This window comes from Intrasporangium calvum DSM 43043, assembly GCF_000184685.1.
Lineage (GTDB): Bacteria > Actinomycetota > Actinomycetes > Actinomycetales > Dermatophilaceae > Intrasporangium > Intrasporangium calvum.
Window position 1 is genome coordinate 1,756,120 of sequence record NC_014830.1, and the last position, 15,229, is coordinate 1,771,348.

At 65.8% G+C, this 15,229-nt stretch carries 9 protein-coding genes and 3 rRNA genes; 11 read left to right on the forward strand and 1 reads right to left on the reverse strand.

The genetic code is table 11. The features are described 5' to 3' along the window. Positions 1–26: 26 nt before the first annotated feature. The 6 genes from argH to rrf all read left to right on the forward strand — a co-directional run bounded on the left by argH (position 27) and on the right by rrf (position 9,310). Complete coding sequence (gene argH / locus INTCA_RS07895; protein WP_013492388.1) at positions 27–1,466, forward strand: argininosuccinate lyase; 1,440 nt, start codon at positions 27–29, stop codon at positions 1,464–1,466. Between the two features lie 2 nt (positions 1,467–1,468). Beyond that, a complete protein-coding gene (locus INTCA_RS07900) occupies positions 1,469–2,122 on the forward strand; it encodes a DNA-3-methyladenine glycosylase (protein ID WP_013492389.1) in 654 nt (217 codons plus the stop codon). Between the two features lie 167 nt (positions 2,123–2,289). After that, positions 2,290–3,552, forward strand: a complete 1,263-nt coding sequence (gene tyrS, locus INTCA_RS07905) for a tyrosine--tRNA ligase (RefSeq protein WP_013492390.1) — start codon at positions 2,290–2,292, stop codon at positions 3,550–3,552. 558 nt (positions 3,553–4,110) lie between these two features. Further along, a 16S ribosomal RNA gene (locus INTCA_RS07910) occupies positions 4,111–5,632 on the forward strand. 350 nt (positions 5,633–5,982) lie between these two features. Then, a 23S ribosomal RNA gene (locus INTCA_RS07915) occupies positions 5,983–9,113 on the forward strand. Positions 9,114–9,193: 80 nt separating this feature from the next. Further along, a 5S ribosomal RNA gene (gene rrf / locus INTCA_RS07920) occupies positions 9,194–9,310 on the forward strand. The 16S, 23S and 5S rRNA genes sit together here, the layout of an rRNA operon. 80 nt (positions 9,311–9,390) lie before the next feature. Here the strand turns inward: rrf and INTCA_RS07925 are convergent. Beyond that, the gene (locus INTCA_RS07925) at positions 9,391–10,653 is read right to left on the reverse strand and encodes an ISL3 family transposase (protein WP_013491425.1); all 1,263 of its coding nucleotides are present in this window, start codon (positions 10,651–10,653) and stop codon (positions 9,391–9,393) included. Positions 10,654–11,286: 633 nt separating this feature from the next. Between INTCA_RS07925 and INTCA_RS07930 the strand changes: the two genes are divergently transcribed. From INTCA_RS07930 to INTCA_RS07950, 5 genes are all read left to right on the forward strand, one after another. Continuing rightward, positions 11,287–11,967, forward strand: coding sequence for a tetratricopeptide repeat protein (locus INTCA_RS07930; protein ID WP_234423966.1), 681 nt, complete (start codon positions 11,287–11,289; stop codon positions 11,965–11,967). A gap of 16 nt (positions 11,968–11,983) precedes the next feature. Further along, positions 11,984–13,093 (forward strand): HAD-IIA family hydrolase, encoded by a 1,110-nt coding sequence (locus INTCA_RS07935; protein ID WP_013492392.1) that lies wholly within the window; start codon positions 11,984–11,986, stop codon positions 13,091–13,093. Positions 13,094–13,162: 69 nt separating this feature from the next. After that, the gene (locus INTCA_RS07940) at positions 13,163–13,432 is read left to right on the forward strand and encodes a hypothetical protein (RefSeq protein WP_013492393.1); all 270 of its coding nucleotides are present in this window, start codon (positions 13,163–13,165) and stop codon (positions 13,430–13,432) included. Continuing rightward, positions 13,429–14,232: a TlyA family RNA methyltransferase gene (locus INTCA_RS07945; RefSeq protein ID WP_013492394.1), complete on the forward strand. Its 804-nt coding sequence runs from the start codon at positions 13,429–13,431 to the stop codon at positions 14,230–14,232. The genes INTCA_RS07940 and INTCA_RS07945 overlap by 4 nt, the downstream gene beginning before the upstream one ends. Beyond that, positions 14,229–15,227 carry an NAD kinase gene (locus tag INTCA_RS07950; RefSeq protein ID WP_013492395.1) on the forward strand — a complete coding sequence of 333 codons (999 nt, stop codon included), beginning with the start codon at positions 14,229–14,231 and terminating at the stop codon, positions 15,225–15,227. The genes INTCA_RS07945 and INTCA_RS07950 overlap by 4 nt, the downstream gene beginning before the upstream one ends. Positions 15,228–15,229 lie beyond the last annotated feature (2 nt).

The following is a 15,229-nucleotide window of genomic DNA, read 5'->3' on the forward strand; positions in this document are numbered from 1 at the left end:
CGCCCACGCACCGCAAGGAGATCCCGATGACTGCTGACGCGCCGCAGCCCGCCGAACGGCTCAGCCTGTGGGGTGGGCGCTTCGCGACCGGGCCCGACCAGGCTCTCGCGGCCCTGTCCAAGAGCACCCACTTCGACTGGCGGCTGGCTGCCCACGACATCGCAGGCTCCCGTGCCCACGCGCGAGTGCTGTATGCCGCTGGGCTCCTTTCCGACGGAGACCTCGCCGGGATGCTGGTGGGGTTGGACGACCTCGCGGCCGACGTGCGGTCCGGCGCCTTCGTGCCCGCTGTCGAGGACGAGGACGTCCACACGGCACTCGAGCGGGGCCTGATCGAGCGGGTCGGGCCCGAGCTCGGCGGCCGGCTCCGCGCCGGGCGCTCCCGCAACGACCAGGTCGCCACGCTGTTCCGGATGTACCTGCGCGAGCGCGCGCGTGTCGTCGGTGCCCTCGTGCTCGACGTCGTCGACGCTCTGGTCGCGCAGGCTGAGACACACCTCGGGGTCGCGATGCCCGGCCGGACCCACCTGCAGCATGCGCAGCCCGTGCTCCTCTCGCACCATCTGCTGGCGCATGCCTGGGCCCTGCTCCGCGACGTCGACCGGCTCCGGGACTGGGACGCGCGCACGGACGCCTCGCCCTACGGTTCCGGTGCGCTCGCCGGGTCCTCGCTCGGGCTCGACCCGGAGGTCGTGGCGAGGGAGCTCGGCTTCGCGCGCGCCGTCGAGAACTCCATCGACGGCACCGCCTCGCGGGATTTCGCCGCGGAGTTCGCGTTCGTCTGCGCCATGACCGCCGTCGACATCTCGAGGATCGCCGAGGAGGTCGTCCTCTGGGCCACGAAGGAGTTCTCATTCATCACGCTCGACGACGCCTACTCCACCGGCTCGAGCATCATGCCGCAGAAGAAGAACCCCGACGTCGCTGAGCTCGCACGCGGCAAGGCGGGCCGTCTCGTCGGCGACCTGACCGGTCTGCTGACCACCCTGAAGGCGTTGCCGCTCGCCTACAACCGAGATCTCCAGGAGGACAAGGAGCCGGTGTTCGACGCGATCGACACGCTCGAGGTCCTGCTGCCCGCCTTCTCCGGGATGCTCGCGACGATGACCGTGAACACAGAGCGGCTCCAGGCCCTCGCGCCACAGGGCTTCGCCCTCGCCACCGACATCGCCGAGTGGCTGGTACGCGCCGGTGTGCCGTTCCGCACGGCTCATGAAGTGGCCGGAGCCTGCGTCCGCGAGTGCGAGTCGCGGGGGATCGAGCTGTGGGACCTCAGCGACGAGGACTTCGCCCGGATCGACCCCCACCTCACGCCCACGGTGCGCGACGTGCTCTCCGTCGAGGGGTCGCTCGCCTCGCGCGACGCCGTGGGCGGGACGGCTCCAGTGCGCGTCGCCGAGCAGCTCGTCGCGGCTCGTGACCGCTCGGCAGGTGCCCGTGGCTGGGCAGAGCGGGTTACCGTCTAGCCGTGAGGCCACGGACCGACGCGTCACGACTTCCGCGCGACTTCTTCGACCGCGACGTCCACGCGGTCGCTCGCGACCTGCTCGGCGCCCACGTCTCCCACGCGGGGGTCACCGTGCGGATCACCGAGGTCGAGGCCTACGGAGGCGTCGGCGACCCGGGGGCCCATGCCTTCCGGGGGAGGACGCCACGCAACGCCGTGCTCTTCGAGCGTCCGGGTTCGCTCTACGTCTACTTCACCTACGGGATGCACTTCTGCTCCAACCTCGTGGCGGGCCCGCACGGCCAGGGAGCCGCAGTCCTGCTTCGGGGGGCAGAGGTCGTCGACGGGGAGGACCTGGCCCGCGTCCGTCGGGACGCACCGGGCAAGCCGCCGGTGCCGGCCCGCGACCTCGCCCGTGGCCCGGCCCGCCTCGCGGTCTCGCTCGGTCTCTCCCGCCCGCACAACGGTCTCGACACCGTGGCCCCGGACTGTCCTGTCCGCGTCACCGGCCGACATGCGGACCCGGACGTACCGGTGCGCACCGGTCCCCGCGTCGGCGTCACCGGACCGGGTGGAGAGGGGGACTCCTACCCGTGGCGGTACTGGCTCGAGGGTGAGCCAACCGTCTCGGCCTACCGCCCGGGTGTGCTGCGCGCCCGCCGTACCCAGCCCTGAGCGCCAGGTTCGGCCACCGCGCGAGCCGGCCCAGCGGCATACGACCGACCCGACGCCGTGATGTGGGACCGGGGCCCTGCCCATTGGCCCGCTCGGCACCCCGTAGGGCACTCTGTGACACGAGCGGGCAGGCTGTCCGCTCCCTGGACGAGAGGACACCGATACCCGTGACGGACATCTTCGACGAGCTGCAGTGGCGCGGCCTGGTGGCACAGTCCACCGACGAGGCGGCGCTGCGCGAGGCACTCGCTGAGGGCCCCCTCACGCTGTATTGCGGCTTCGACCCGACCGCTCCCTCCCTCCACTTCGGCAACCTCGTCCAGCTCGTGGTGCTCCGGCGGTTCCAGCGTGCGGGGCACCACGTGATCTGCCTCGTCGGTGGCTCGACCGGGCTGATCGGCGACCCGAGACCCACCTCGGAACGCGTGCTCAAGACCAAGGAGCAGACGGCCTCCAACGTCGCGCGCATCAAGGCCTTGGTGCAGCCGTTCCTCGACTTCGACGGGGCCAACGCCGCGATCCTGGTCGACAACCTGGACTGGACGGCGTCGCTGACGGCCCTCGACTTCCTACGTGACGTGGGGAAGCACTTCAGGGTCAACCAGATGGTCAAGAAGGAGGCCATCTCCGCGCGCCTCGAGAGCCAGGAAGGTATCTCGTACACCGAGTTCAGCTACCAGCTGCTCCAGGCGCTCGACTTCCGGCACCTCTACCGCACGTACGGGTGCACGCTCCAGACCGGCGGGAGTGACCAGTGGGGCAACCTCACGGCCGGCGTGGACCTCATCCACCGGTCGGAGGGCGCCTCCGTCCATTGCTTCACGACGCCCCTGCTCGTCGACTCCGGCGGAACCAAGTTCGGCAAGTCGGAGGGGAACGCCGTCTGGCTCTCGGCGGACATGACGAGTCCCTACTCCTTCTACCAGTACTTCCTCAACATCGAGGACGCGTCGGTCGTGTCGATGCTCAAGGTCTTCACCGACCTCGGCCAGGACGAGATCGCAGAGCTCGAACGGCAGGTCAAGGAGGAACCGTTCCGTCGTGCGGCTCAGAAGGCCCTGGCCGGCGACATCACGACACTCGTCCACGGAGCGGACGCGACGGCCGCGGTGCAGGCTGCGAGCGAGGCCCTCTTCGGCAAGGGGGAGCTCCACGGGCTCGACGCGAGCACGCTGACCGACGCCACTGCTGAGCTGCCGGGAGCCCGCATCGAGGTCGGGACCTCATTCGTCGACGCGCTGGTCGCCGCTGGCCTGGTCGACTCGCGCAACGCGGCGCGCCGCGCCATCGCCGACGGCGGTGCGTCGCTCAACAACGTGAAGGTGTCCGACCCGGACCGCATCCTGGGTGACGACGACTTCCTGCACGGCACGGTTGCCGTCCTGAAGCGGGGCCGGAAGAGCCTGGCCGCAGCACGCAAGGCTGACTGATCGTCCTGGTTGCGGGGGTGTCCCGGCGCTCGACACGGGTTGGGACACCGTCCTCGGCATGCTGGGAGGGGACGATTTTGCAATGCCCGGAAGGTCGGGTTAATGTTCTCTTCGTCAGCCCGACAGGGAGGAACGGACGCCACAGCGCGGCGAGTATCGCCCAGCGAAGTAGGCCGGTCCCGGGGCAGACATCCCGAAAGAGGCACCAGTTCTGGTGCGCTAGAGTAGGGGCACCGCGGATACCAAGCGGGTCAAGGTCGGTCGTCCTTCAGGGCGGGTCACGAGTTTGACTCCCAAGCTTGAGGCGGGTAAGTTAGTAGGGTTGCCCCGGTGGCTGGCTCGGTGAGCTGGTTGTTGGTGTGTGTCCGATTCTTGAGAACTCAACAGCGTGTCAAAAATCGATGCCAAGTTTTACCTCGTGGTGGGGTGTGGCTGGCTGCCGTTGTGGTGGTTGGTTGTGTCTCGCGACGATTTTTATCCTTTGGTTGAATGATGACTGCTTTTTATAGCTAGTTGTTTACTTCAGTCAGTGATTTTGCCCTTCGTGGGTGTTTTACTTCAACGGAGAGTTTGATCCTGGCTCAGGACGAACGCTGGCGGCGTGCTTAACACATGCAAGTCGAACGGTGATGATGGGGCTTGCCCTGTCTGATCAGTGGCGAACGGGTGAGTAACACGTGAGCAACCTGCCCCAGACTCTGGGATAACTCCGGGAAACCGGAGCTAATACCCGATATGACCCTCGTACGCATGTGCTGGGGGTGGAAAGTTTTTCGGTCTGGGATGGGCTCGCGGCCTATCAGCTTGTTGGTGAGGTAGTGGCTCACCAAGGCGACGACGGGTAGCCGGCCTGAGAGGGCGACCGGCCACACTGGGACTGAGACACGGCCCAGACTCCTACGGGAGGCAGCAGTGGGGAATATTGCACAATGGGCGGAAGCCTGATGCAGCGACGCCGCGTGAGGGATGACGGCCTTCGGGTTGTAAACCTCTTTCAGCAGGGAAGAAGCGAAAGTGACGGTACCTGCAGAAGAAGCACCGGCTAACTACGTGCCAGCAGCCGCGGTAATACGTAGGGTGCGAGCGTTGTCCGGAATTATTGGGCGTAAAGAGCTTGTAGGCGGTTTGTCGCGTCTGCTGTGAAAATCCGGGGCTCAACCCCGGACTTGCAGTGGGTACGGGCAGACTAGAGTGTGGTAGGGGAGACTGGAATTCCTGGTGTAGCGGTGGAATGCGCAGATATCAGGAGGAACACCGATGGCGAAGGCAGGTCTCTGGGCCACTACTGACGCTGAGAAGCGAAAGCATGGGGAGCGAACAGGATTAGATACCCTGGTAGTCCATGCCGTAAACGTTGGGCGCTAGGTGTGGGGCTCATTCCACGAGTTCCGTGCCGCAGCTAACGCATTAAGCGCCCCGCCTGGGGAGTACGGCCGCAAGGCTAAAACTCAAAGGAATTGACGGGGGCCCGCACAAGCGGCGGAGCATGCGGATTAATTCGATGCAACGCGAAGAACCTTACCAAGGCTTGACATACACCGGACACATCCAGAGATGGGTGCTTCTTCGGACTGGTGTACAGGTGGTGCATGGTTGTCGTCAGCTCGTGTCGTGAGATGTTGGGTTAAGTCCCGCAACGAGCGCAACCCTCGTTCTATGTTGCCAGCACGTGATGGTGGGGACTCATAGGAGACTGCCGGGGTCAACTCGGAGGAAGGTGGGGATGACGTCAAATCATCATGCCCCTTATGTCTTGGGCTTCACGCATGCTACAATGGCCGGTACAAAGGGTTGCGAAGCCGTGAGGTGGAGCGAATCCCAAAAAACCGGTCTCAGTTCGGATTGGGGTCTGCAACTCGACCCCATGAAGTCGGAGTCGCTAGTAATCGCAGATCAGCAACGCTGCGGTGAATACGTTCCCGGGCCTTGTACACACCGCCCGTCAAGTCACGAAAGTCGGTAACACCCGAAGCCGGTGGCCCAACCCTTGTGGGGGGAGCCGTCGAAGGTGGGACTGGCGATTGGGACTAAGTCGTAACAAGGTAGCCGTACCGGAAGGTGCGGCTGGATCACCTCCTTTCTAAGGAGCATCTTGGCTGGCCGGCTTTGTGCTGGTTGGTCCAGGCCTGGTCTGTCCCCGAGTGTGGGGCAGCGGGTGCTCGAGGGTGGAACATCGATTATTTGGCGCCGTCATGTTGCGGGTGCTGGCAAGTACTGGCCGTTTGGAGCCCTTGGGTGGGTGAGGTCGTGGAAAGCTGGTCCGTGGGGTGGGGGTGTCTGACACGTTGTTGGGTCCTGAGGGATCGGGCGAGCGCATAGCTTGTCGGGTGCTTCTGGTGTGGGCCTCGTGGATGGTTCGGTGGTTGCCGGGCCGGGTGCGGGGTGCCGGTTGTATGTTGAGAACTTCACAGTGGACGCGAGCATCTTTGTGGCCAAGTTTTTAAGGGCACACGGTGGATGCCTTGGCACCAGGAACCGAAGAAGGACGTAGGAATCTGCGATAAGCCTCGGGGAGTCGATAACCAGACTGTGATCCGAGGATTTCCGAATGGGGAAACCCGGCTGGAGGCAAGTCCAGTCACCCGCGCCTGAATATATAGGGCGTGTGGAGGGAACGTGGGGAAGTGAAACATCTCAGTACCCACAGGAAGAGAAAACAACAGTGATTCCGTGAGTAGTGGCGAGCGAAAGCGGAAGAGGCCAAACCGGGCGTGTGTGATAGCTGTCAGGCGTTGCACGTCCGGGGTAGTGGGACCTCTCGGTCGGGACTGACATCCCGGCATGGAGTAAGAAATCTGCGTCATAGTCGAAGAGCATTGAATGGCTCGGCATAGAGGGTGCGACCCCCGTAGACGAAATGGCGTGGACTCCAGAGGGGGATCCCAAGTAGCACGGGGCCCGAGAAATCCCGTGTGAATCTGGCAGGACCACCTGCTAAGCCTAAATATTCCCTGGTGACCGATAGCGGACAAGTACCGTGAGGGAAAGGTGAAAAGTACCCCGGGAGGGGAGTGAAATAGATCCTGAAACCGTGTGCCTACAATCCGTCGGAGCCTCCCCCCGTTGGGGGTGTGGGGTGACGGCGTGCCTTTTGAAGAATGAGCCTGCGAGTTAGTGCTCAGTGGCGAGGTTAACCCGTGTGGGGGAGCCGTAGCGAAAGCGAGTCCGAACAGGGCGCCCATAGTCGCTGGGTCTAGACCCGAAGCGGAGTGATCTACCCATGGCCAGGTTGAAGCGCAGGTAAGACTGCGTGGAGGACCGAACCCACTTAGGTTGAAAACTGAGGGGATGAGCTGTGGGTAGGGGTGAAAGGCCAATCAAACTCCGTGATAGCTGGTTCTCCCCGAAATGCATTTAGGTGCAGCGTCACGTGTTTCTTACCGGAGGTAGAGCTACTGGATAGCTAATGGGCCTCACCAGGTTACTGACGTTAGCCAAACTCCGAATGCCGGTAAGTGAGAGCGTGGCAGTGAGACTGCGGGGGATAAGCTCCGTAGTCGAGAGGGAAACAGCCCAGATCACCAGCTAAGGTCCCTAAGCGTGTGCTAAGTGGGAAAGGATGTGGAGTTGCTGTGACAACCAGGAGGTTGGCTTAGAAGCAGCCACCCTTTAAAGAGTGCGTAATAGCTCACTGGTCAAGTGATTCCGCGCCGACAATGTAGCGGGGCTCAAGCACACCACCGAAGCTGTGGCATTGACATACTGCTCGGCCGTGACACCTGAGGGTTCACGGTCCAGGCGTGTTGATGGGTAGGGGAGCGTCGTGTGGCCAGGGAAGCGGCGGAGTGATCCAGCCGTGGAGGCCACACGAGTGAGAATGCAGGCATGAGTAGCGAAAGACGGGCGAGAAACCCGTCCGCCGAATAACCAAGGGTTCCAGGGTCAAGCTAATCTGCCCTGGGTAAGTCGGGACCTAAGGCGAGGCCGACAGGCGTAGTCGATGGACATCCGGTTGATATTCCGGAACCGGCGAAGAACCGCCCCTGACGAGGCATGTGATGCTAAGTGCCTGAAGCGCGCCCACCGACCCTTCGGGGTCACCGGGTGCGTGGAGCGCACGAACCGAACTTGTAGTAGTCAAGCGATGGAGTGACGCAGGAAGGTAGCCGCCGCGTGGCGATGGTAGTCCACGTCCAAGGGTGTAGGGCGAGGTCCAGGCAAATCCGGACCTCATACAAGCCTGAGACCTGATAGTGACCGCGTATGCGGGAAGAGGGTGATCCTATGCTGCCGAGAAAAACTTCTAGCGAGGTTCGAGCCGCCCGTACCCCAAACCGACTCAGGTGGTTAGGTAGAGAATACCAAGGCGATCGAGTGAATCGTGGTTAAGGAATTCGGCAAAATACCCCCGTAACTTCGGGAGAAGGGGGGCCCTGATCGTGACGGAACTTGCTTCCCGAGCGTGATCGGCCGCAGAGACCAGGGAGAAGCGACTGTTTACTAAAAACACAGGTCCGTGCCAAGTCGCAAGACGATGTATACGGACTGACGCCTGCCCGGTGCTGGAACGTTAAGGGGACGGGTTAGCCGCAAGGCGAAGCTCAGAACTTAAGCGCCAGTAAACGGCGGTGGTAACTATAACCATCCTAAGGTAGCGAAATTCCTTGTCGGGTAAGTTCCGACCTGCACGAATGGCGTAACGACTTCTCCACTGTCTCAACCACGAACTCGGCGAAATTGCACTACGAGTAAAGATGCTCGTTACGCGCAGCAGGACGGAAAGACCCCGGGACCTTTACTACAGCTTGGTATTGGTGTTCGGTACGGCTTGTGTAGGATAGGTGGGAGACTGTGAAGCCGTCACGTCAGTGATGGTGGAGTCAACGTTGAAATACCACTCTGGTCGTTCTGGATATCTAACCTCGGTCCGTGATCCGGATCAGGGACAGTGCCTGGTGGGTAGTTTAACTGGGGCGGTTGCCTCCTAAAAGGTAACGGAGGCGCCCAAAGGTTCCCTCAGCCTGGTTGGCAATCAGGTTTTGAGTGTAAGTGCACAAGGGAGCTTGACTGTGAGACAGACATGTCGAGCAGGGACGAAAGTCGGGACTAGTGATCCGGCGGTGGCTTGTGGAAGCGCCGTCGCTCAACGGATAAAAGGTACCCCGGGGATAACAGGCTGATCTTGCCCAAGAGTCCATATCGACGGCATGGTTTGGCACCTCGATGTCGGCTCGTCGCATCCTGGGGCTGGAGTAGGTCCCAAGGGTTGGGCTGTTCGCCCATTAAAGCGGTACGCGAGCTGGGTTTAGAACGTCGTGAGACAGTTCGGTCCCTATCCGCTGTGCGCGCAGGAAACTTGAGAAAGGCTGTCCCTAGTACGAGAGGACCGGGATGGACGAACCACTGGTGTGTCAGTTGTTCCGCCAGGAGCACCGCTGATTAGCTACGTTCGGAAGTGATAACCGCTGAAAGCATCTAAGCGGGAAGCACGTTTCAAGATGAGGTTTCCACGGCCGCAAGGCCGAGAGGCTCCCAGCTAGACGACTGGGTTGATAGGCCGGATGTGGAAGCACAGCAATGTGTGGAGCTGACCGGTACTAATAAGCCGACAACTTGACCAACAAAGATGCTACGCGTCCACTGTGCGGTTCCCGAGATACAAACGGGGAACCCACCCACTGAATTGATATCTCCATAGAGTTACGGCTGCCATAGCGAAGGGGAAACGCCCGGCTCCATTCCGAACCCGGAAGCTAAGCCCTTCAGCGCCGATGGTACTGCACTGGTGACGGTGTGGGAGAGTAGGACGCAGCCGGACAACTTTTTGAGGTCCCGGACGAAACTTCACTGATTCGTCCGGGACCTCTTTTTTTATGGCTCTACTGACTGATCCGTGGGTCAGTTCCGGCCGGGCAGGACGGGGCGGTGACCGCCGAGGCTGAGCATGGCCAGGGCGATCAGGGACTCTGGCGAGCGGAACCCGAATGCGATGCGCGTGATCAGGCGGACTTTCGTGTTGACCGACTCGATACGACCGTTCGAGAGGCCGTGCTCGATCGCGGCGAGGATGGAGTCGCGGTGTTTGACGATGCGTCGCTGCAGGGTCACGAACGCCTCGATGCGGCACCGTCGGGCCCACGCGACCCACCGGTCGAGCGCTTCGGCAGCCTGCTGGTGGGGCAGCTGGAAGACGAGCCGCAGGCCCTCCTTCAGCAGGTATCCGCGGTAGAGCCGCGGGTCGGTCCTGGCCACCCACGCGAGCTTGGCCTGCTGCTTCTCGGTCAGGTTGCCCGGGTTCTTCCACAACGCGTACCGGGCCCCCTTGAGGTCCTTCGCGTGGCCGCTGGCCCGGCCCGCCCGGCGCCGGGTGACCGCGCCACGCGCCTGGTTCCACGCGTCCCGGCGCACCTCGTCGAGCGCGTCGGTGGCCCAGGAGACGACATGGAACGGGTCAGCGCAGCGGACCGCCTGCGGGCACCGCTGGGTGACGACCTTGGCGATCCAGTCCGCGCCGTCCGCGGACACGTGCGTGACTGCGGCGCAACGCTGCTCACCGAGGGCGTCGAAGAACGCGTGCAGGGTGGCCTTGTCCCGCCCGGGCGCGGCCCACACCAGTCGGCCGCTGTCGTGGTCGACCACGATGGTCAGGTACCGGTGACCGCGCTTGTAGCTGATCTCGTCGATCCCGATCCGTTTCAGACCGGCGAACCGGTCGAACTGCCTCTCGGTGTCGGCCCACACCCTCGTGATGATCGACCCGACCGTGCGCCAGGCGATCCGCATCAGCTGCGTCACGGTCGTCTTCGAGGCCTGCGTGGCCAGCCACGCGACCTGCTCGTCGAACGCGTACGTGTGCCCCGCCCCGTGCCGCGCCCACGGCACCGCCGCGACAACCACCCCGTGCTGACGGCACGAGACGCGAGGCGCGTCCGCCTCCAGCACCACCTGGACGGTGCCCAGATCCAACGCCCGCCACCGCCGCCTGCCCTCACCGCCGTCGTAGCCCGGACACGACCGTCCACACACCCCGCACCGGCTCCGAGCCCGACTCCGAGGACGCACCTGCGCGACCAGCAGCTGCTCGTCCTCGTCGAACTCGACCTGTTCGATGACCGTCTTGTCGACGCCCAACAGGGCACGCCATAGGCTGGCATCACGCACGCCGTTCTCCGCTCCAATGGTTCTGGACCTTTAGACAGCCCAAAACCTATGCGGGAACGGCGTGCCCCCGTTCAGCCAGCCCGAGAACCACCCACGGAAGGGTCAGAGGAGCCTTTTTTATGCGTTGCGCCGGCGGGATGGCGCGATGCCGTCCAGAGGCGGAAGGATGACCCCATGAGTGACGAGCGGGAGTCGAAGGACAGCGGTCCCACGCGAGGCGACGGCGGGGACCGTCCCCGCCGTGGGCCTCATGACGGCCGGCAGCGTGGTCGTCGCGACGACCGTCGTGACGAGCGGCCCGGGGCCCCGCGGACGGGGTCGGCGGATCGCGGTCGCTACCAGGGGGGCGACGACCGGCGGAGTGACCGTCGTGACGAGGACCGTCCCCGGTCCCAGAGCGGTTCACCGGTCCGCCGTGGTCCGGGTGGTCCAAGCGCCTCCAGGGACGCGGGGCGACCGCAGGGGGGACGCGGCGCCCAGGGGGCACGCGGGGGGCAGCGACGGGACGGCCAGGAGGGTTCGGGCCGCCCGGACCTCGAGCGTCGCGGCGGCCCTCGCCTCACGCCCAAGACGCCTCGAAAGCCGGAGCCCAGAATCCGTGAGGGCGTCACCGGCCACGAGGTGGACCGGGGCGTGAAGAACCAGCTGCGGACCCTGTCGAAGGAGAACGCCGAGGGTGTGGCCCAGCATCTCGTGATGGTCTCGGAGCTGCTCGACGTCGACCCTTCGGCCGCGTTGGCGCATGCCGAGACCGCGGTGCGGCGCGCCGGAAGGGTGCCCGCCGCGCGAGAGGCGCTCGGATTGGTTGCTTACCGGATGGGCGACTGGGCGCGAGCTCTGACCGAGTTCCGCACCGTGCGGCGCCTGTCCGGGTCGAGCCATCTCCTGCCGCTCATGGTCGACTGTGAACGCGCTCTGGGACGTCACGCGAAGGCTCTCGAGCTGGCGCAGAGCGATGAGGCCGCCAACCTGGCGATCGACGACCGCGTCGAGCTGGCCATCGTCACGTCGGGCTTGCGCAGGGACCTCGGCCAGCTCGATGCGGCGATCGCCGGACTGTCCGACCTGGTGCGTCGGTTGAGCCCCAACCGGCCGTCTGCCGCGCGGCTGTATTACGCGTACGCGGATGCCAAGCTGGCCGCCGGCGATGCAGCCGGGGCGCGGGAGTGGTTCGCTCGAGCTGCTGACGCGGATCACGAGCTGACCACTGACGCAGCTGAACGGCTCGACGAGCTCGATGGGGCGGAGGTGCTCGACCTCTCGCCCGAGCACGATGAGGACGAGGAGCTCGGCTCCGAGACACCTGAGCCGTGATCTGGCGAGCAGCCTCGTGACCGAGCTGGGCTCGCCCTCCCCGGACCGGGCCGCCGCGCCCGTCCCTTCGGCGCTGGCCCGCGGCAGGGCAGGCGCGCTCAGCGCTGCCTATTCCGGACTGGTGTGCGACCTCGACGGCGTGGTCTATCGAGGAGTGGACGCCGTGCCCGGGGCGCCGGAGGTCCTGCGGCGTCTCACGGCTCACGGAATGGCAATCGTCTACGCCACGAACAACGCGTCTCGGCTTCCGTCAGAGGTCGCGGAGCATCTCGTCTCGCTCGGGGTGCCGGCATCCGCCGCCGACGTCGTGACGAGCGCTCAAGCGGGAGCGGCCGAGCTGGCGGCATCATTCCCGCGCGGGTCGCGGGTCCTCGCGCTCGGCGGTCCAGGGGTTGCGGCCGCGCTGAGGGAGGTTGGGCTCACCGCAGTCCCGCCTGAGGCCGCGGATGCTGGTGCGCCAGTCGCGGCGGTCCTGCAGGGGCTGGGTCGCCAGCTCAGGGTGCGGGACTTCGAGACGGCCGCCAGGCACGTCACGGATGGAGCGGTGTGGGTGGCGACCAACACCGACGCCACGCTCCCGGTGGAGTGGGGGCACGCGCCCGGGAACGGGGCCTACGTCGCCCTGCTCGCGCAGGCGACAGGGCGCGAGCCGCTCGTTGTCGGCAAGCCGTACGCGCCGCTCTACCAGGCGTCCGTGGACCGGATCGGGACCCGCCCTGAGGCGACGCTGGCTGTGGGGGACCGGCTCGACACCGACATTGCCGGTGCGCTGTCGGCAGGGCTCGACGCAGCCTGGGTGCTCACCGGCGTCCACCGCCCCAGCGACCTCGTCCGTCAGCCCGAGCTGGGGCCGCCGACCTGGGTCATCGGGGCGCTGACCGAGCTGGAGCAGCCGTATGCCGCTGTGCTGGCGAGCGCTGACGGGTTCAGCTGCGGGGGTGGGTACGTGCAGGCGACGCAGTCCGGTCTGGAGGTGGCTGGGGGGTCGGCCACGCCAGTCGAGCTGGTCCGCGCCGGACTGGCCGCTCTCCTCGACCGCACCGCTCGCGGGCTGCTCGAGCCGGAGGACGCGGTACGTGTAGCCGGGGAGCTGGATGCCTGGTTGGACGGGTCGCCTCCGCAGTAACCGATACGGTGGCTGGCAGCGGCGTCTCCGGGCGAGAGGAGAACGCCGAGGAGAGCGCTCGGAGGCGAGATGGGCACACAGTTCACCGGTGAGGATCAGCACGGCGACGACTCGGTGGTCGGGTCTCGGCCCGGCCCGGCCAGCCCGACCAGCCCGACCGGGACTCCGGGGAGCCGTCGGCCAGAGGCGACCGCACCCCAGACCGGGGACGAGCCGATCGATGCGGCGCTGCAGGATCTCGCCCGGGCCCAGGCCGGATCACTCACCGAGCGCATCGACGCGGGTGAGCGGACCCAAGCCGCGCTTCGCTCCCGGCTGAGCGACCTGGGTGGCACGTGACTCGAGGTCGCCTCGATGCCGCCCTCGTCGCCCGTGGGCTCGCCCGGTCGCGCGCGCAGGCTGGTGAGCTCGTCCGGGCGGGCGTCGTCCGTGTTGACGACCGGGTGGTCGACAAACCGAGCCACCCGGTCTCGGAGCTCGCCTCGATCGTCCTGACCCGGCCGGCCGATCACTGGGTGAGCCGGGCGGCGTACAAGCTGCTCCGAGCTCTGGAGCTGTGGCCGGTCGATGTCGCTGGTCGGCGGTGCCTCGACGTCGGCGCCAGTACCGGCGGGTTCACCCAGGTCCTGCTGGAGCACGGGGCCGCGCGCGTCACCGCGCTGGATGTGGGGCATGGGCAGCTTGCCCCGGTGGTCGCGAGCGACCCCCGGGTTCTCGATCTACCCGGAACGAACATCCGCGATGTCGGGTCCGGGACGGTGGACGGGCCCTTCGACCTCGTGGTCTGCGACGTCAGCTTCATCTCCCTCAGCGTCGTCCTGCCGGTGCTGCGACCCCTCGTGGCGGACGACGGGGACCTCATCGTGCTGGTCAAGCCTCAGTTCGAGGTCGGCCGCGAGCGCTTGGCCCGCAGCGGGGTGGTCACCTCGAGCGGCGAGCACCGACGGGTGCTGCTGGCGGTCCATGCGGCGGCGGGGGGCGTCGGACTGGAGGTCAGGGGCGCGGCCCGCAGCCCGATCCGTGGAGGGGAGGGCAACGTGGAGTTCCTGCTGTGGCTTGTGCCACGTCGCCCCGGGACCGGCGGCCTGAATGCGGATGACATGCTGGTCTCGATCGACGCCCAGGAGGAGGAACCGTGACCCGCCGCATCCTGCTGGTCGCACACCCCCGGCGCCCCGAGGCACTCACGGTCGCCAAAGGAGTCATCAAGCGGCTGACCCACCTTGGCATCGAGGTGTCCTTGCAGGCGGATGAGGCGAAGGTCCTCGATCTCAAGCACAGCAAGCGAGTCCACATCGCCACCGAGGAGGTGGTGGCCGAGGGATGCGACCTCGTCGTCGTGCTCGGTGGCGACGGGACGATCCTGCGGGGGGCGGAGTTCGCGCGCAGCGTGGATGTGCCGCTCCTCGGCATCAACCTCGGTCACATCGGGTTCCTCGCCGAGGCGGAGCGCGACGACCTCGATGCGACCGTCGAGCACATCGCCAACCGCCAGTACACGGTGGACGAGCGGATGACCCTGCACGTGGACGCCAGGTTCGACGGTGAGATCGTCGCCAGCAGCTGGGCCCTCAACGAGGTGAGTGTCGAGAAGGCAGCGCGAGAACGGATGATCGAGCTCACGATCGAGGTCGATGGTCGGCCCCTCTCCAGCTGGGGCGGCGATGGCCTCATCGTGTCGACGCCCACCGGCTCGACGGCCTACGCCTTCTCCGCGGGCGGCCCGGTCATCTGGCCCCAGGTCGAGGCGATGCTCCTGGTCCCCAACAGTGCCCATGCCCTCTTCGCCCGCCCCCTCGTGCTCGGCCCCGACTCCCATGTGGCGGTCGAGCTGCGAACCGGCACGGACGTGCTGGGGATCATGTGGTGCGACGGTCGGCGCCACATCGACCTTCCCCCCGGGGCCAGGGTCGAGGTCCGTCGCGGACTCCGACCGGTGCGTCTCGCCCGCCTGACGCGCGGGCCGTTCACGGACCGGCTCGTTGCGAAGTTCCACCTGCCGGTGCAGGGCTGGCGGGGTGACGGGCGGCACAGCGCAACCACGCCGGCGGAGCCGGAGCGGACGGACCTCTGGATCAAGGGCACCTCAGACGAGGTGGACCGGAGGGCCGACGCTGGTGGTGCTCGGCCCTAAGG

Bases quoted from the DNA above. Each gene is read 5' to 3' on its own strand.
- argH (WP_013492388.1), top strand. From the start codon at position 27: ATGACTGCTGACGCGCCGCAGCCCGCCGAACGGCTCAGCCTGTGGGGT.
- INTCA_RS07940 (WP_013492393.1), top strand. From the start codon at position 13,163: ATGGGCACACAGTTCACCGGTGAGGATCAGCACGGCGACGACTCGGTG.